This window comes from Candidatus Avedoeria danica (assembly GCA_016703025.1).
Lineage (GTDB): Bacteria > Chloroflexota > Anaerolineae > Epilineales > Epilineaceae > Avedoeria > Avedoeria danica.
Genome location: JADJCV010000004.1, coordinates 518,819 through 536,331, shown reverse-complemented (window position 1 = coordinate 536,331; position 17,513 = coordinate 518,819). Strand labels below are relative to the sequence as shown.

Annotated in this window: 14 protein-coding genes and 1 other RNA gene; 10 read left to right on the top strand and 5 right to left on the bottom strand. The window is 71.0% G+C overall.

Translation table 11 applies throughout. The features are described from left to right. Window positions 1-233 precede the first annotated feature (233 nt). A complete protein-coding gene (locus tag IPG72_05490) occupies window positions 234-1,472 on the bottom strand; it encodes a radical SAM protein (GenBank protein ID MBK6768476.1) in 1,239 nt (412 codons plus the stop codon). A gap of 141 nt (window positions 1,473-1,613) precedes the next feature. Further along, window positions 1,614-2,576: a right-handed parallel beta-helix repeat-containing protein gene (locus tag IPG72_05485; GenBank protein MBK6768475.1), complete on the bottom strand. Its 963-nt coding sequence runs from the start codon at window positions 2,574-2,576 to the stop codon at window positions 1,614-1,616. Here IPG72_05485 and IPG72_05480 point away from each other — a divergent pair. Continuing rightward, a complete protein-coding gene (locus tag IPG72_05480) occupies window positions 2,551-3,237 on the top strand; it encodes a hypothetical protein (protein MBK6768474.1) in 687 nt (228 codons plus the stop codon). The genes IPG72_05485 and IPG72_05480 overlap by 26 nt on opposite strands. A gap of 97 nt (window positions 3,238-3,334) precedes the next feature. On the opposite strand, the gene IPG72_05475 is transcribed toward IPG72_05480, so the two are convergent. From IPG72_05475 to gcvP, 3 genes are all read right to left on the bottom strand, one after another. Then, window positions 3,335-4,984 carry a DNRLRE domain-containing protein gene (locus IPG72_05475; GenBank protein MBK6768473.1) on the bottom strand — a complete coding sequence of 550 codons (1,650 nt, stop codon included), beginning with the start codon at window positions 4,982-4,984 and terminating at the stop codon, window positions 3,335-3,337. Between the two features lie 110 nt (window positions 4,985-5,094). Continuing rightward, window positions 5,095-6,417 (bottom strand): hypothetical protein, encoded by a 1,323-nt coding sequence (locus IPG72_05470; GenBank protein ID MBK6768472.1) that lies wholly within the window; start codon window positions 6,415-6,417, stop codon window positions 5,095-5,097. 78 nt (window positions 6,418-6,495) lie between these two features. After that, entirely contained in the window at window positions 6,496-9,483 is a 2,988-nt protein-coding gene (gene gcvP, locus IPG72_05465; GenBank protein ID MBK6768471.1) for an aminomethyl-transferring glycine dehydrogenase, read from the bottom strand. Window positions 9,484-9,620: 137 nt separating this feature from the next. Between gcvP and IPG72_05460 the strand changes: the two genes are divergently transcribed. The 9 genes from IPG72_05460 to IPG72_05420 all read left to right on the top strand — a co-directional run bounded on the left by IPG72_05460 (window position 9,621) and on the right by IPG72_05420 (window position 17,466). Further along, on the top strand, window positions 9,621-10,535 hold the full coding sequence (locus tag IPG72_05460) for a TIGR00730 family Rossman fold protein (protein MBK6768470.1): 915 nt from the start codon (window positions 9,621-9,623) through the stop codon (window positions 10,533-10,535). Window positions 10,536-10,701: 166 nt separating this feature from the next. Then, window positions 10,702-12,144, top strand: coding sequence for a hypothetical protein (locus tag IPG72_05455; protein ID MBK6768469.1), 1,443 nt, complete (start codon window positions 10,702-10,704; stop codon window positions 12,142-12,144). Between the two features lie 63 nt (window positions 12,145-12,207). Continuing rightward, entirely contained in the window at window positions 12,208-12,375 is a 168-nt protein-coding gene (gene rpmG / locus IPG72_05450; GenBank protein MBK6768468.1) for a 50S ribosomal protein L33, read from the top strand. 73 nt (window positions 12,376-12,448) lie between these two features. Next, window positions 12,449-12,910, top strand: coding sequence for a molybdenum cofactor biosynthesis protein MoaB (locus tag IPG72_05445; protein ID MBK6768467.1), 462 nt, complete (start codon window positions 12,449-12,451; stop codon window positions 12,908-12,910). A 141-nt stretch (window positions 12,911-13,051) separates the two neighbouring features. After that, window positions 13,052-13,291, top strand: a complete 240-nt coding sequence (gene rpmB, locus IPG72_05440) for a 50S ribosomal protein L28 (GenBank protein MBK6768466.1) — start codon at window positions 13,052-13,054, stop codon at window positions 13,289-13,291. A 116-nt stretch (window positions 13,292-13,407) separates the two neighbouring features. Beyond that, window positions 13,408-13,944 carry a PH domain-containing protein gene (locus IPG72_05435; GenBank protein MBK6768465.1) on the top strand — a complete coding sequence of 179 codons (537 nt, stop codon included), beginning with the start codon at window positions 13,408-13,410 and terminating at the stop codon, window positions 13,942-13,944. Between the two features lie 445 nt (window positions 13,945-14,389). Next, an RNA gene (gene ffs, locus IPG72_05430) (signal recognition particle sRNA small type) lies at window positions 14,390-14,489 on the top strand. Window positions 14,490-14,605: 116 nt separating this feature from the next. Next, window positions 14,606-16,318: a DUF348 domain-containing protein gene (locus IPG72_05425; protein ID MBK6768464.1), complete on the top strand. Its 1,713-nt coding sequence runs from the start codon at window positions 14,606-14,608 to the stop codon at window positions 16,316-16,318. Between the two features lie 146 nt (window positions 16,319-16,464). Then, window positions 16,465-17,466, top strand: coding sequence for a 16S rRNA (adenine(1518)-N(6)/adenine(1519)-N(6))-dimethyltransferase (locus IPG72_05420; GenBank protein ID MBK6768463.1), 1,002 nt, complete (start codon window positions 16,465-16,467; stop codon window positions 17,464-17,466). The last annotated feature ends 47 nt before the right edge of the window (window positions 17,467-17,513 follow it).

Here is a 17,513-nt window from a genome sequence, read left to right as displayed (position 1 = left end):
TGGGCGGCGAACGGCTGCCGCCGATCGAAGCGAATCATCAGACGTGGCCGCTCGTACATCGTCGGCAACTGTACATCTGCGCTCAACCTGCCTGTGGCCATGCGATCGCGTCGGGCGGTGCTGCCGGACGCTCCCCTCGGTGCTGTCCGTTCTAACGTGGTGCCCGCCGCACAGGATACGGTCACAAGCCGTTCGGCGGAATTGCGGGTCGAAGTCCCGGGCGGCGCTCGGGCTCAAATCCCGAGCGACATCTGCACCGCCGCCCGCCGCCCGTCGACGGTCAGCCATTCGAGCGCCCGCACCCCCACGCCCAGTCGCCCAAGATGGTCCGGCGACCGCAGCCGCCCCTCACGGCGTGCCGCGATCAGCGCATCCGCGGCGACCGGGCCGATGCCGGGCACCCGCAGGAGCTCCTCGCGAGCCGCGCGGTTCACCTCGATCGGGTAGCGATCCGGATGCGCGCGCGCCCACGCCAGCTTCGGATCGTCGTCCAGGTCGAGCCGGTCGCCCGCCATCGGCAGCTCGTCCGCCGACCAGCCGTAGTCACGCAGCAGGAAGTCGGCCTGATAGAGCCGGCGCTCACGGCGGGGATCCTCGGGCGGGTGGCCGTCCAGCGGCGTATCGGGCACGGGTCGGAAGGCGCTGTAGTAGACGCGCGACAGGCCGAGCTCGCGGTACAACCGCTGCGTGACGCCCAGCAGGTCGCGGTCCGATTCGCCCGCCGGCCCGACGACGAATTGCGTCGTGCGCGACACCCGCACCGGCTCATCGCGCCCCGTGACCGCGTTCCGCCGCCGCAGCCGCCGCGCGTCGACGATGCGCTTCACGCGGCGCAGCGGCGCCAGGAGATCGGCCGCGAGGTCCTTCGTCGACGTCAGCCGCGCGAGGTGTGCCGCCGTCGGCGCCTCGAGGTTCACGCTGACCCGATCGGCGACGGTCAGCGCGGCCTCGATGGCCGCGTCGCTCGCGCCCGGCATCATCTTGAGGTGCAGGTAGCCGCTGTACCGATAGCGGCGCCGGAGAATCTCACCCGTGGCCACGATCTGCGCCATGGAGTGGTCATCGTGCCCGACGACTCCGCTGGACAGGAACAGCGCCTTGATCCGCCCCGCCCGGTGAAGCCCGTCCGTCAAGCGCGCGAGCTCATCGGGCGTGAACGCCTCGCGCCGGAAGTTGCGGCCGGCCCGGAACGGACAGTAGAAGCAGTCCTTGGCGCACGCGTTCGTCTGCAGGACGCGCAGCTGCGTCGTCGGTCCGCGCGGGCCGCTGATCCGCATGATGTGGCGCGTGACGTCGCCGTGGCGGTAGCTGCGTTCGGTGCCGCGGTCGGCGGCGGTCGACGACGAACCGCCGGACGATGCGGTCGTCGCCTTGGGCCGGCCGTCCGGCATCGGCTGGCCGGACTGGGCACAGAGGTCGAACTGCGCGCCATCGGCCAGGACGTCAAGGCGGTCGGCAAGGTCGGTGGACATTGTCTCAGTGTACGAACATCCGTTCTGTCACGCAACTCTTGTTCCAGCGCCAACCATCCTCCCCCTCCCCCAGACTTGGGGGAGGGGGTCGGGGGGAGAGGGCCGTAGGCCGAGCGACGGCGCGATGTTCGACTGCCCTGCTTAGCGCGGCCATCCTCGCCACGCGACCGGCAGCCACAACCGCCCGCGCACCACCGGCCCCACCGACGTGGCCGTCGGCGTCGGCCCCGGCACGGTGTCCAACGGCGCGCTCAATGCGGACGAGTTGCCGTCGGGATCGGTGGCCAGGGCGGTGATGAACCGGAAGCGGAACGCCGGACCCGGCGTAAAGATCACGGTGCCGCCGTTGTCGGCCTTGGCGGCGCCCTCGAGCGCGGCCGCTTCGTCGGCCGGATCGGAGAAGAGCTGGACATCGCACTGCGAGCACGTTCGGCCGACGATGCGCGCGCCGGCCCAGCTGAGCGCAGGCGGTGCCACGCCGCCGTTCGCGCCGTTCACTACCGCGATCGCGGCGCCCACGTGGTCCGTGATTCGGTTGCGGAGCAGCGCGTTCTGCTCGGCCGTCCGGCCCGCGACGCGGATGCCGCCCGCTCCGTTGCCCTGGACGAGGTTGTCCTCGATGCGGCTCCCCTTGGCCGGCGCGGCGATGTCGATCCCCCAGCCTTCGTTCGGCAGCGGGCTCTCGGCCGGCACGTCGCCCGCGTCGATCCCGATCCGATTGCCGACGATCGCCGTGCTCCAGGACGCGCCCACGACCTCGACACCGTTGCCCGAGCTGCGGACGATCGTGTTGCCCTCCAGCCGCGTTTCGAGCGCATCGGCGCTCACGCGGATCCCGACGCCGTTGCCGTCGACGCGCGCGTTGCGGACTTCGTTGCCTCGTGTCCCCCGGCCGGTGACGTGCACGCCGATCGCGGCATCGGCGAAGACATTGGGCGGGCCGCCGAGCTCGCCGATCTGGTTGTCGTGGGCGCCGCGCGACACCTCGACGCACGTGCCGCTGACCGGCTCCGGCGGCCGCGCGGCACCGTCCGTGTTCGGCGGACCGAACCAGCCGCACTGCGTCCCGATGATCCGGTTGCCGGTCGTCTTCTCGTCGCGCACCCGGATCGCGTCGCCGCCCACTTCGCCGACGGTGCCGACGCCGGCGAACGCCAGGCCGTCGAAGCGTCACGCCGGTCGCTCCGTTGTAGAGGACCACTTGCGCCGTCTGGACGTCGCCGCGCAGGTTGAGACCGCGCAGCACATGGCCGGTGCCGTCGATGCCGAACGCCCAATCGATCTCTCCCTGGCCGGTGTCGAGCTCGATGACGTTGTCGGCCGCGGCCTGCCAGTCCGGCACGCCGACGGAGAAGTCGATCGTGACCTGCGTGCCCGTGATGTCGAACCCGTAGGGCTCGATCAGCGGGATTCGCCAGACGCGCGCCGCCGGAACGTAGTTCGGATCGTCCTGGCCGAGGCAGTACGGACCGGGCACGCCCGTGCCGCAGAATCGGGCCGCGATCCGGCCCGGTCGGCCCGTCTGGGCCACGGTCTCGATCGCGTCGCGCAGCGAGCAGTGGCGCCCGGGCTTGCAGGGCGTCGGCGGACCGTCCGCGGTGCTGTTGACGTAGACCGTCGGCGGGTCGGCCGCCGCGCGCGCGGCGCCGCGCGCGGACTCGATCGTCCCGGCGGCGACGACGCACAGCACGGCGGCAAGGGCCGCGCCGAGCGCCTGGCGGGTACGGTGCGGGGCTGCCCTCATGAGCGGTGCTCCTTGCGGTGAGCGACGATGATGCCCGCGCAGGTGAGTGCCCCGCCACCGGACATGCCTGGGGTTGCCACCAGCGTGTGGAACCCGGAGACTCTGCAGTGGGGGTGTGCTAGCGCCGCAGCAGCGGCAGCCGAATCTGGTGCGTCAGCGTCGCACGATCCAGCACGCCGACGTACAACTGCGCCTCGCTCAGATAGACCCCCTGGTTGCCGACGTTGTCCGAAGCGCGGCCACGGAAGCTGTAGACGTTGGAGAACGCGCCCTCGAACACGCGCGACGTTTCGGTCGAGGCCGTCACCCAGTCCGTCCAGACGCCGCCGCCGATCCGGAACTGGATGTCGTAGCGCGCCACGCCGCTCGCGCCGGGCAGCGGATCGACGCCCGCCCACTGGACGCTGAAGCGCGGGTTGGAGATCCCCTGCACCGGCGTGAACGTCACGACCGGCGGCCGGCGGTCGATCGTCGTCGTCGCCTGGACGACGCCGAGGTTGAGCGGCTGCTCGTTCTCGGCCTTGTCGAACGCGCGGACGTGGAAGTCATATGTCGCCCCGTCGATCGGGTCCGGCACGGCGACCGCGGTGGACGTCGACTGCAGCACGAGCGGCGCCCAGGCGCCGCCGTCCAGCCGGTAGACGATGTCGTACCACAGGATGCCGGCGTTCACCTGACCCGGCCCGTTCGGCAGGTCGCCGCCGCCGATAATGACGTTGAACGTGCCGCGGCTGAAGGGCGGCAGCGGCTGGGCCGCGACCTGCGGCGCCTGGTGGTCGACGAGCGTCAGCGCCTCGGCGGGCTCCTGCGGCTCGACGTTGCCCGCCTGGTCGACGGCGTTGATCACGAGCGCGTACTCGACGCCGTTGTCCCCCCTGAACTCGAAATGGTCGGCTTCGATGGTGTCCGCTTCGAGGACGAGGGGCTGGTTGTTGCGCTGGCTGTACAGCCGGAAGAACGCCACGCCGCTGGCCGGCGCCGGGTCGTCGAAATCCCAACTGAGCTTGATCTTGGACTGGCCCGTCGCGCCGTCGGCGGTCTTGGCGTTGAAGTAGCGCGGGACGGCCTTCAGGCGCCCGACCGGCGCCTTCTCATCGCGCTCGTGCGTGAGCCGCAGCTTGGGTTTCTGGCCGGACTCGCTCGATCCGAAGCCGCGGTGCGAGCCGCCGGCCTCGTAGCCCTGGATGAACAGGCCGCGGTTGGGCAGGTACTGCTTCTGCCACTTCGGGAGGCGCCAGCGCCGGACGAGGTCGGTCACCTTGTCGGACCGCCAGCGATGAACGCCGGACCCGACGCCGACGGACACCGTCGCCAGCCGATCACCGTTGGTCCCCGGGAAGTTGCTCCACTTCACGCCGCCCTCGTCCCACGTGCCGTCCACGCGGAAGATCGGGACATCGCGCGCCGGGTCGCCCGAAGGCCCCCCCGTCGTGTTCTCGAGCACGAATTCGGCGGCGGTCACGGCGCGCGCCTTGTCGAGATCGCCCATCCGGAACTGGACGAGCGATCGGGCCGCACCGTAGCCCGGACGCTCGCCGATGTACAGCCGATTGTCGCCGCCGAAGTTGTCACCGGCGCGCGCGCTCGACACCCAGGCGTCCTCGGTCGCGGACAGCTCGGCGGTGTCGAGCACGGCACCCACATCGCTCTCGCGGAGCGGCGCGGCCGGTTGATCGGCCCGGACCGGCGAGGCGACGAGGAGCGGCCCGCCGACAAGGAGCACGTAGCCACAGTGGCGCAGCGCGCGGGGAATCGTCCAAGTGCCCATTGGGGCCTCCTTCAAGCATGACGGCCGGCGCCCCCGCCCGCTCGGCGAGGGATCCGGCCGTAAGCTTATCCGAATTCCGCACGGTTCGCACGATGTCGTCCGCGACGGCGCTACTGCCAGGCCGTCGGCCCGAACCGCCCCACGTTCTGCGTGACGAGCGCCAGGTCAGCGGCGTCGATGCAGCCGCTGCCGTTGAGATCGATGTGCACGGCGTATGCCGGCGTGCCGATGCATGCGCCGTAGCGCAGCTGGACGACGAGCTGATCGAGCGCCGTCACCCGATGGTCGACGTGGACGTCGCCGCTGAGGAGCTTCGCCGAACCGAGCACGGTCCACTGACCGCCCACGAGCGGGGTCTGCGCGGCCGCATCCAGGTACCCGAAGCGCTGCGCCCGGACGGTCTTGAAGCCCGGCGCGAGGCCCCGAACGACAAACGAACCGTCGTCGGACGTGATCGCCAGCGGCGCCCCGTTGACGTAGATCGTCGTGCCCCCGTGCGACAGGCGGCCCTGGAGCACGACCCGGCCGATGAGGGCAGCCACACCGACCGGCGCCGCCGCCGTCGGACCGATCGCGGTGGCAGCCGGCGGCGGCGTGGCGGTGGCGAGCGACACGGCGGTGGCCGTACGCGTTGGGGTCCGGGTGGGTGTGCGTGACGGCGTGGCGGTCGACGGCGGCCGCGTGGCCGTGCGTGTCCGGGTCGCCGTCGGCTGGGACGGCGAGGTGGCGGTGCGTGTGGGCGTGCGCGTTGGGGTACGCGTCGGCGTCGACGACGTGCCGGGCGTCGCGGTCCGGGTGCGCGTCGCGGACGGTGTGGCGGTCACGACAAGGATCGTCGCCGTCGGCCCGGCGCTCGTGGCGGTCGAGGTGCGCGTCGGGGTGCGCGTGGCGGTGCGGGTCACGGTCGGCGTCGGGCCGGTGGTCGGCGTGCTCACGGGCGTGGCCGAGCGCGTGCTGTTGGCGACCATCGCCGTCCAGTAGTGCCGGCGGGTCTGCCCGGTGCACGCCACGTATGCCACGCCGATGTCGCGGTACGTGGCGCTCATCAGGATCGTCCAGTGCGGGGACGAACCGCGCCAGCCGTTCACGACATCCTGGGGCGTGGCGTAGCCTTGGGCGATCGTCTCGCCGATCGCGTTCCAGACGTAGCCGGCGGCCGTGGCGCGTGTGCCCGGGCTCGAACCGCCGGCGCCGATGTGCGACAGCGTCTGGTTCGCGCACATCCACTCGGTGTGCCCCTCGGCCGCGTTGAACAAACGGACGTCCGTCCCAAGGGCGGCGCGCCCAAGGGCGGCGCGGTCCTGGTTGACGAGGTTGAGGACCGTGATCTCGAACGCCGAAACCTCGGCCCGGGCGGATCGGGCGACGAAACCGGACAACACGATCGCCATGCAGGCGGCGACGAGGAAGCGATGGTGCGGGGCACGATACATCGCACACTCCTTGAGCTTGTTTCGGCGGCACGGGGGGTGCGCCGCCACCCAACGGATGACGGACGAGCGCCGCGATGGTTACGCCGAACCGGCCGGCGCCTCGGCGTATGCCTCCATCGGCGGGCAGACGCAGACGATGTTCCGGTCGCCGTACACGTTGTCGATCCGCGCCGTCGGCGGCCAGAACTTGTGCGCGCGCAGCCACGGCGCCGGGAAGGCCGCCTGGGCGCGCGTGTAGGCGCGGTCCCACGCGTCGGCGGTCACGGCGGCGGCGGTGTGCGGGGCGTGCTTGAGCGGGCTGTCGGCCGCCGCGATCCGACCGGACTCGATCGCGCGGACCTCGTCGCGGATCGCGATCATCGCCTCGCAGAAGCGGTCGAGCTCGGCCTGCGACTCGCTCTCCGTCGGCTCGATCATCAGCGTGCCGGCCACCGGCCAGGACATCGTCGGCGCGTGGAAGCCGTAGTCCATCAGGCGCTTGGCGACGTCCTCGGCCTCGATGCCCGCTGAAGCCTTCAGGCCCCGCAGGTCGATGATGCACTCGTGCGCCACACGGCCGCCCGCGCCGGTGAAGACGACCGGGTAGTGCGGCTGGAGCCGGCGGGCGATGTAGTTGGCGTTCAGGATCGCGATCTTCGTCGCCTCCGTCAGGCCGGCCCCGCCCATCATCTTGATGTAGGCGTAGGGGATCGGCAGGATCGAGGCGCTGCTCCACGGCGCGGCGGCCACCGGCCCGGTCGCCCGTGCACCGCCGACGGCCGGCTGCAGCGGGTGGCCCGGCAGGAACGGTGCCAGGTGGGCCTTCACGCCGATCGGTCCCATGCCCGGCCCGCCGCCGCCGTGCGGGATGCAGAACGTCTTGTGCAGGTTCAGGTGGCAGACGTCGGCCCCGAAGTCGGCCGGGCGGGCCAGCCCGACGAGGGCGTTCATGTTCGCGCCGTCCAAGTAGACCTGGCCGCCGGCGGCGTGCACCCGCCCGCAGATGTCGACGACCGTCGACTCGAACACGCCGTGCGTGCTCGGATAGGTGAGCATGAGCGCCGCGAGGGCGTCGGCGTGCGCGTCGATCTTGGCCTGCAAGTCGGCGACGTCGATGTTGCCTTGCTCGTCGCACGCCACGGGCACGACCTTGAGGCCGGCCATGACCGCCGATGCCGGGTTCGTGCCGTGCGCGCTCGTCGGGATCAGGCAGATGTCACGATCGGCGGCACCGCGGGCGTGCTGCCAGGCGCGGATGACGAGCAGCCCGGCGTACTCACCCTGCGACCCGGCGTTCGGCTGGAGGCTGACTGCGTCGAAGCCCGTGATCGCCGCAAGGTCGGCCTCGAGTTCGGCGAAGAGCGCACGATAGCCGATTGACTGGTCGTCCGGTGCGAACGGGTGGATGTCGGCGAAGAGGGGCCACGTGATCGGGAGCATCTCGGCCGCCGCGTTCAGCTTCATCGTGCAGCTGCCGAGCGGGATCATCGACGTCGTCAGGCTGAGATCGCGCGCCTCGAGCCGGCGCATGTAGCGCTGCATCTCGGTCTCGCTCGTGTAGGTGTTGAACACCTCGTGCGTCAGGAACGGCGACGTGCGGGCGAACGGCGCACCCAGTTCGTCGGCCGCCGCGGCCGCCAGCGCCGCCACGACGTGCGCGTCGACGTCCGCGCCGCCGCCGAAGGCCCGCGCGATCGCCGCGAGGTCCTCGTTCGTCGTCGTCTCGTCGAGCGCGATGCCGATCGCGGCCTTCGTTCCGTGTTCGTCGCGCAGGCGCACGTTGATCGCGCTCTCGGCCGCGAGCGTGCGCACGATGTCCGCCGCGGCGCGCCCGACGGGCGGGGCGACGCGCAGCGTGTCGAACACCACGCCGTCGTCGACCGCAGCACCGAGCTCGCTCAGCACGCGTCGCAGCGCACACGTCCGCCGGCGGACGTTCGTCGCGATCCGCGTGAGGCCGCCTGGGCCATGGTAAACGGCGTACATCGACGCGACGACGGCCAGCAGGACCTGGGCGGTGCAGATGTTGCTCGTTGCGCGGTCGCGGCGGATGTGCTGCTCGCGCGTCTGGAGCGTCAGCCGGAGGCCGGGACGGCCCTCGGCGTCGATCGAGACGCCGACGAGGCGGCCGGGCAGCTGGCGCTGGTAAGCCTCGCGCGTGGCCATGAACGCGGCGTGCGGCCCGCCGAAGCCGAGCGGCACCCCGAAGCGCTGCGCGCTGCCGACGGCGACGTCGGCGCCGAGCTCGCCCGGCGGGGTAAGGAGCGTCAGGGCGAGCAGATCGGAGGCCAGGACGACGAGGGCTTCGGCGGCGTGCGCCCGCTCGATCACGGCGCGCAGGTCGCGGATTCGGCCGTCCGTGTTGGGGTACTGCATGAGGCAGCCGAAGACCGGCGCCGCGGCGAAGTCGAACGCGTCCGGGTCGCCGATGACGAGCCGGATGCCGAGCGGCTCGGCGCGCGTGCGGAGCACCGCGATGGTCTGCGGATGGCAATCGTCCGCCACGAGGAACGAGTCGGCGCCGTCGCCCTTGTGGAGCCGGTGGCACATCGTCATCGCCTCGGCCGCGGCCGTCGCTTCATCCAGCATCGAGGCGTTGGCAATGTCGAGCGCGGTGAGGTCGACGACCATTGTCTGGAAGTTCAGCATCGCCTCGAGCCGGCCCTGGGAGATCTCGGGCTGATACGGCGTGTACTGCGTGTACCAGCCCGGGTTCTCGATGATGTTCCGCAGGATGACCGGCGGCGTCAGCGTCCCGTGGTAGCCGAGGCCGATGAACGACTTTGCCGGCCGGCGCGTTCGTTCGCCGTCGGCGCCGACGGCCAGGACACCGTTGCGATCGGCCAGACCGCGGAGCCGCGCCAACGCCTCGTGCTCGGAGAGCGGCGCGCCGATGTCGAGCGGCGAGGCGAGCCGGATGGACGGCGGCACGGCCTCGTCGATCAGCTGATCGAGATCGGCCGCGCCGAGCAAGGCGAGCATCTGGGCCACCTCGGCCGGGCGCGGGCCGATGTGGCGCGCGGCGAAGACGTCATCGGGCAGGGTGGCGGCGGGGCGCGGGTCGGTCATGGCTGGTTGCATCCTCATCGCTCGGTCGGACGAACCCGGTGAGGGTACCATTCGGCGGCGGCGGCGGCCAAAGGCGGACGACCGGGACGCGGCGCGTCCGCACCGGATCGCCTGGCCCACACGACCTTTGCCTACAACAAACGGGACGAGCACGGATGCCCAACGACATCGATCCTGATCCACCGCCTGCGGCGACGGCCGGCGCCGCCCGACGACCGGCCGACGCACCTCCGTGGGACGGCTGGTCGGCCACGGCGTTCGAGGGCGAGTTCCTTCGCGGCCCACGACCGCGGCGGCGCGAGACGCGCGAGCTCTTCCGGATGGCGGCCGAGTTCGTGCGCGGGTTTCGGACGTTTCACTTCATCGGCCCGTGCGTGACGGTGTTCGGCTCGGCGCGGTTCCCACAGGAGCACCGCTACTGTGTGCTCGCGCACGAGATGGGCGCGCGACTGGCGCGTGCCGGCTTCGTGACGATGACGGGCGGCGGGCCCGGGATCATGGAGGCTGCCAACCGCGGCGCGCGCGAGAACGGCGGCATGTCGGTGGGCAGCCGCATCCGGCTGCCGCACGAAGAGGACGCGAACCCCTATCTCGACGTCGACGTCGAGTTCGACTACTTCTTCATCCGCAAGGTGATGCTCCTGAAGTACTCGATGGGCTTCGTCATCCTCCCGGGCGGCTTCGGCACGCTCGACGAGCTGTTCGATGCCACGACGCTCATCCAGACCGGCAAGATGCACGGCTTCCCGGTGGTCCTAATGGGCGCCGACTACTGGCAGCCGCTGGTGGCGTACATGCGCCATACGATGGTTGCCGCCGGGACGATCGCCGCCGCGGACGTCGACCGCATCCTCGTCACCGACGTGCCCGAGGAGGCGATGGCGCACCTCCTCGATTTCGCCACTTCGTCGTTCGGGCTCCGCTGGCGGCCGTACAAGCCGCTGTGGTTCCTGCGCGAGCAGCCTGCGGGCGACAATGGGGCAACGGTCGATTCGGCCGACCCGGCCGCTGAGGCCGATCGCGCAGATCTCGACGATCCCGTCGATCTCTTCGATCGAACGGGCGCGTGAGTCGTGGCCGTCGAACGGTCGATCGCCGGGCGAAACCCGCAAAGCCGTCGTATCCTTCGCCGCCGGTCGTCGTTATAGCGGTTGCCCCGCCGGCCGTGCCGGTCGTGCGGGCTACAATGACGCGCGCGATGCTGCGCAGGGCTGTCGTACGGGTCGAGGAGGTCTCATGCTGCACACCACGTTGAGCACACGACGCACGCTGGCGCGGTGCGCGGCGCTGGCTTTGACGGCCGCGCTGATCCTGCCGCTTGGCCCGTCGCGGGCCGCCGCACAGCCCGTCACGGTCTACGCCTGGCAGAAGTTCGCATCGATCAACGCCAAGCTGTTCCACCGGGCCACGGCCTATGACAACGTCGCCAAGAAGCTCTATCTGTACGGCGGGTTCGATCTGAACGGCAACGTTCGCAACCAGTTGGACGCCGTCGACCTCTCGGCGGCGCTGGCGGGCGCCAAGGTGGACAACGGGTTGCGGCCCGCCGGGGCGATCGCCGAGCTCTGGGGTGCCGCCGGGGCGTTCCGGGCCAAGGGCGTCGATCGCAAGATCTACTGGATCGGCGGCACGGACGCAGTGGCGACGCCGTTCAAGCAGCTCCAGGTGCATGACCTCGTCAACAACACGTGGAGCGCGATCAAGCCCGAGGGCGCGTTCGATCACCGCGTGCTGGCGGCGGTGGTGTACGACCCCAACAACGACGTCGTGGTCGTGCAGGGCGGCAACGAGCGCTGCATCTTCTTCCCGACCGCCAGCATCGAGTGCGACGATCCGTACAACGATACGCTGTTCCTGCAGTTCGACGCGTTGACCGGTGCGCCGCGCTGGGTGCGCGGCCCGAGCGGCCCGCGCCTGTTCGGCGCGACGGCGGTGTTCGACAGCCGCCTGAAGCGAATCCTCCTCTTCGGCGGAACGTACGACCGGATCGACGGCACGAACGAAGTCTGGACGCTGGACATGACCTCCAGTGATTATGTCAATTCGAAGTGGCAGAAGCTCGCGTTCGTGAACACGGGCGCGCTGTCGGTGCCCAGCGGCCGCGCGCTGCACACGGCCGCATACAACGCCGACCTCAACCATCTGGTGGTCTATGGCGGCGACATCAAGACGATCCACTCGACGGGCGAGATCGTGGCTGCCCCGGATGTCTGGGCGCTGGACCTTGGCGTCACGCCGCCCGTCTGGCGCAACTTGAAGACACCGCTCGGCGACCGAATCGGGGCCTCGATGATCTACGACCCCGTCCACAAGACGCCGATCCTGTATGGCGGTCGCGGCAAGCTGCGCACCGGCCGGCAGACCGTCTCGGGCGATCTCTACGCCCTGACGGCCACCGAGGTCGTCCGCACGCCGACCCCCACGGCCGTGCCGACCGTCAGCCCGTACGGCCCGCTCGAGCCGCGCCTCTGTCCGACGCTGAACGGCCGCGTGCCGCCGGCCGTCATCCAGAACGCGCTGGCCAACCCGTCCGACATCGGCTCGTTCGGCCAGCCGAGCGCCCCGAACCGCCCGCCCAGTCCGGCGAACCCGCCGAAGATCTACCTCGGCCTGACGAACATCAACGCGCCGTACAACCCCCTCTTCAACCCGGTGACGTTCAAGGCCGGCTGCCCGTAAACGTGACAACCGCCCGCCGCGCGCGTATCATCGCCGTTTGTCGTCCGCCGAAGGAGTGCGTTCATGGCAGGTAGAAAGAAAGACGTCCGGATGGTGATCAAGCTGCGGTCCACCGAGAGTGCGTTCACGTACGTCTCGGAAAAGAACCGCCGCAACGATCCCGGCCGGCTGGAGATCAAGAAGTACGATCCGGTCGTGCGCAAGCACGTCTTGTTCCGCGAGGCGAAGTAGTCCGCCGTCCGTGACCGCGGCTGCCCACCGGGACGCGGCCCGTCGGACGGGCGCTGACCGCTCTTCGGCCGCCATCGCGATCGGCCTCGTGACGGTCAGCGACAGCCGGACGGCCGCGACGGACGTCAACGGCCGGTGGTTGGCGGAGGCGGTGCGGTCCGCAGGTCATGTCGTGGGCGCCGCTGTGCTGGTCCGCGACGATCCGGCGGCGATCGATCAGGCGCTCGACGGATGTTTGGCGGCGGGTTGCCGGGTCGTCGTCGTGAACGGCGGGACGGGGATCAGCCGGCGGGACAACACGGCGGACGTCGTGCTGCGACGGTTCGACAAGGTGATGCCCGGGTTCGGAGAGCTGTTTCGGATGCTGAGCTGGGAGAGCGTCGGAGCGGCGGCGACGCTCTCGCGGGCGGCGGCGGGCACGGTCGGAGATGCGGTGGTGTACGCGCTGCCCGGCTCGCCGGACGCGGTGCGGTTGGCGTTCGAGCGCTTGATCTCGCCTGAGATCGAGCACGTGGTGTGGGAGATGGGCCGCTGAGGCCGCACGATGGCTCGGGCATGTGTCCGAGCGCATCCGCGGTCCGGCGGCGGTGAAGGCGGAGCGGCGACAAGCCGACGACTTGGACTCGACGATCGACGCCGATTCGGCCGACCGGCCGGACGGCGCAAGGAGGATCTCATGGCGCGCAAGTGTCAGGTTACGGGCAAGGGGCCGTTCACGGCCATGAACGTGTCGTTCTCGCACCGGCGGACGAAGAAGATCTGGAACGTCAACCTCCAGAACCGGCGGCTGTACGTGCCGGAACTCGGCAAGTTCGTGAACCTGAAGGTGTCCGCCAGCGCGCTGCGCACGATCTCCAAGAAGGGCCTTTCCGCGGCCCTCAAGGCCGAAGGCCGGACGCTCGCCGACGTCATGTAGCCGCTCGGCGCTATCCAGATCGTGGTCGACGCAGCTGTGGCCGGAATCGACAGGAGCGCGCGATGACACCGAGCGATGGGGTGACACCGAGCGATAGGGTGACACCGAGCGATGGGATGACGCCAAGCGATGTCCAGTCGAGGCTCAAGGCCCGGATCTGGCAGTCCGTGGCCCAAAGCGGCGTCGACCTGTCCGGCCTGCCGCCGGACGCGGCCGATCGCCTGGTCAGCGCGATCAGCGACGGCATGGCGACCGAGTTCGACGCGCTCATGGAAGCCGCGTCACCGGGCGGCGACGACGACACCGCCGACCTCGATCCGGCCAAGGAGCGCGTGCTCTGGCAGGGTCGCCCGTTCCTGTCGCTGTTGACGCGTTACACGATCACGAGCCAACGGTTGCGGATCAGCCACGGCCTGCTCACCCGGATGCGCTCGGATATCGAGCACGTGCGGATTCAGGACCTGGACCAGACCCAGTCGATCGGCGAGCGCATGTTCAACATCGGCGACATCCGCGTCCAGTCGCATGACCCGGACAATGCCTTGGTCGTCCTTCGGAACGTCACCGAGCCCGACAACGTCATGGAGATCCTGCGCGCGGCGGTGCTCGAAGCGCGCAAGCAGTACGGCCTGAGCTACCGCGAAGAGATGTAGGACTGCCCTGCCGCGCGGCCACGGATTTTGACGGCGGCTCGTATTCCGGCAGTGGCTGGCGTGATCGTCAGCGCTTCGCATGACGAGTGGGCTTTCGAAAGACAACAGGACTTCGCAAGACAACAGGACGTCGCAAGACAAAGGACCAGCGCCCCAAGGCGTTCGCCCTGGACACTGGTCCTTGCGCAGCACCCACACACAACGCGTCGCCACTCTCGTGGCAGACCCCCACACAGCCGCTGGCGTGTTCGTGCTACGCCGCTGAGTATACGGGGCGCGGCGCGAACTGTCATTACGGTTACATTAAGCTTAAGGCGCCCTTGAGTCCGCCGCCCCATCCGATGGTTTTCGCACTTGGCTGACCGTCGTCCCCCACCTCGCCGTCGCCCGTTTCGACGCCGCTGTACTAGAATCCACCGTCACGTTCGCCGATCCGGCAGGCCCGCTCAGGGTCCTGCGCGGCGGAGGCGCTCGAACCGCGTCAGGTCCGGAAGGAAGCAGCGCTAAGGGATGTCCTCCGGGTGCCGCGGGTTCGCCTTGGGCGGGCCTGCCGGGCCGGTGAGCGGCGCTGCTGGTACGCCGTCCCAGCAGCATCAGCGGATCACGCGGGTTCGCCCGTGAGTCCGCGGCGTGCCAGGGGACGGAGTACGTGGAGGGGGGCGTGGGGAAATCCTCGAATGGGCTCGGTCGCCGCGCGGACCGCACTTCAGGTGCGGCCCGGCGATCCCTGGCGCTGGTGCGGCCGTGGCTCGCCCCGCTCGGCGCCGCCGCCGTCGCAGCGCTGGTCCCCTATCTCCACCGCGCAGCCGCGCGCACCGTCACGCTCGACGTCGACGGCCGGTCGGACCGCGTCGTGACGACGGCCGCCACCACGCGGTTGGCGTTGGCGGAGCTGGGCGTCCGTGTGGCGAGGGAAGACGTCGTGGCACCGAAGGTCGATGCCGCCGTGCCGGACGGCGGTCGTGTGGTCGTCCGCCGCGCGCCACGCGTCACCGTTGTCGCCGACGGCAGCGCCACCGACGTGACGGCCGAAGGCCGTACGCTGCGCGCGGTGCTGCAAGCCGCCGGTGTCGTCCTCGACCCGGCGGACAGCGTCACCGTGAACGGACAGCCGTGGTCGTTGGACGCACGCCTCCCCGCACCCGTCGGAAGCCGCGCGGCAGTCCGGGCGGCGGCGGGACGTTTCCCGATCGATGAGATGTTCCGCGGCGTCTTCAGCCCCCGCGTCGCATACGCCGATGAAACGGGCCACCACCCCGGCCGCGGCGCATCGACGGGCCGTTCCGTGGCGTCGCTCGCCGCGCGCACCCCCGGCGACGACCCGCGCGCCGCCGCACGCCGCCTGATCGCCCCGGTCCTTGCGGCCCTTCGTCCAAGCGAGCGCCCACCGGCGACCATCGGGCGCAACGTCGTGCGCGTCGTGCGGTCGCGCCCGATCTGGGTGGTCGACGACGGGGTGCGCACGCCGCTCGCGGCGTCGGGCGAGACCGTCGGCCAGGCGCTCGAGCGGGCCGGCGTGCGCCATCTGCCGGGCGACCGGGTGCAGCCGCCGCTCGATACGCCGCTGGCCTACGCGCCCGAGATCACGATCCACCGCGGCGTTCCGATCGCCCTCGATGCGGACGGCCTGACGCGCGAGCTGCGCTCCGGCGCGCCGACGATCGGCGCCGCGCTGGAGGCAGCCGGTGTGGGCTTGGCGGGCCGCGACATCGTCGACCCGCCGGCCGAGACCGGGGTCTCGCCGGGGCTCGCCGTCGAGGTGACGCGGGTGCGCGACGTCCTCGAGTGGCGGGACGTCGAGATCCCGTATCAGACCGAGGCGGTCCCCGATCCGAACCGCCCGCTGGACGACGTGGCGGTGCTGCAGGCGGGCGTACCCGGTCTGGCCACCCAGCGCCTCGAAGTGACGTACCACGGCGGGCGTGTCGTCGACCGGGCGGTGCTGGACGAGACGATCGTGCGCGAGCCGGTCGCGGAGCGGGTGGCATACGGCACGCACATCACGTGGGGCACCGTGATGACCGAGGCCGGTCCGATGCGCTACTGGCGCAAGCTCCGCACGTACGCCACCAGCTACAGCGCCTCCCGCGCCGGCACGCCGCGTTCGGCGCCGTGGTACGGACGCACCCGGATCGGCGAGGTCATGCGCAAGGGCATCGTGGCGGTCGACCCGCGCGTCATCCCGCTGCGGACGAACCTGTACGTCGAGGGCTACGGGCTCGGGCTGGCCGGCGACACGGGCGGCGGGATCAAGCGCCTGCACATCGACCTCGGCTACGACGATGACAACTACATCGGCTGGCACCACTACGTGGACGTCTACCTCCTCGAGCCGGCCCCGCCGCCCGACCGAATGCCCTGGGTGCTGCCCTGAGCCGCCCCGCCCGCGGTGCGCAGAGCGCTGCCGCAGCCGCGAAGGGCAGGGGCAAGGGTCCGGTCAAGGGCGCGGGCAAGAGCGCGGGAAAGAGCGCCGGCAAGCGCGCGACCGACGGCGCTGCGGGCCCCGATCGGCCGAGCGCGATGTTGCGAGCGTACGGCCTCCGCCCGAACAAGCGCCTCGGCCAGCACTTCCTCGTCGACACGAGCTACCTCGCGCAGATCGTCGACGCCGCCGAGCTGGCGCCGGACGACACCGTGCTCGAGGTCGGCCCCGGCCTCGGGGTACTCACCGAGGCGCTGTGCGAGCGCGCCGGACGGGTCGTGGCGGTCGAGATCGACGCGGCGATGCGGACGATCCTCGGCAACCGCTTGGGCGCGCGCACGAACCTCGCGATCGTGGCCGCGGACATCCTGAAGGTCGACCCCGTGGCGCTGCTCGACGAAGGCGCGGACGGCGCATCGGCGCCGATCGACGGAGGCGTCGCCGACGGTTCCGCATCCGTCGCCGCAGGGGCGACGGATGACGCGGCTCTCCCGGCCGGCCAGCCGCACTTCGGCCCGCTGCGCCCGCACTACAAGGTCGTCGCCAACCTGCCCTACTACATCACGTCGGCCGTGCTGCGGCGGCTGCTCGAGGCGCGCGAGCGGCCGGTTCGGGCGGTCGTCATGGTGCAGAAGGAAGTGGCCGACCGGATCACCGCGGCACCGGGCAATCTCAGCGTGCTGGCCGTGGCGATCCAACTCCACGCCGCCGTGCGCCGCGTCGCCGTCGTGCCGCCGGGCGCGTTCCACCCACCGCCCAAGGTGGAGTCGGCCGTGCTCTGCCTCGACCTCTACGAACGGCCGCCCGCGCCGGTCGACGACATCGGCTCGTTCTTCCGTGTCGTGCGCGCCGGCTTCGGCCAGAAGCGCAAGCAGCTGAAGAACAGCCTCGCCGCCGGTCTCGATGTCACGGACGCCGACGCGGTCGCCGCGCTCGCCGACGCAGGAATCGACCCAACGCGCCGGGCGCAGACGCTGACGCTCCACGAGTGGGCCGCCCTCACCCAGGCATGTGCGATGGCCGGCCACGTGCGCCCGCTGCGCACCGTGGAAGCCGACGCCGTCCGTGCGGCGCTCGAAGACAACGCCGACTGGACGTAGTGCGGGTCCGCCGTCGACCCGATCGGAATCGGAGCACCGGAGGCGCG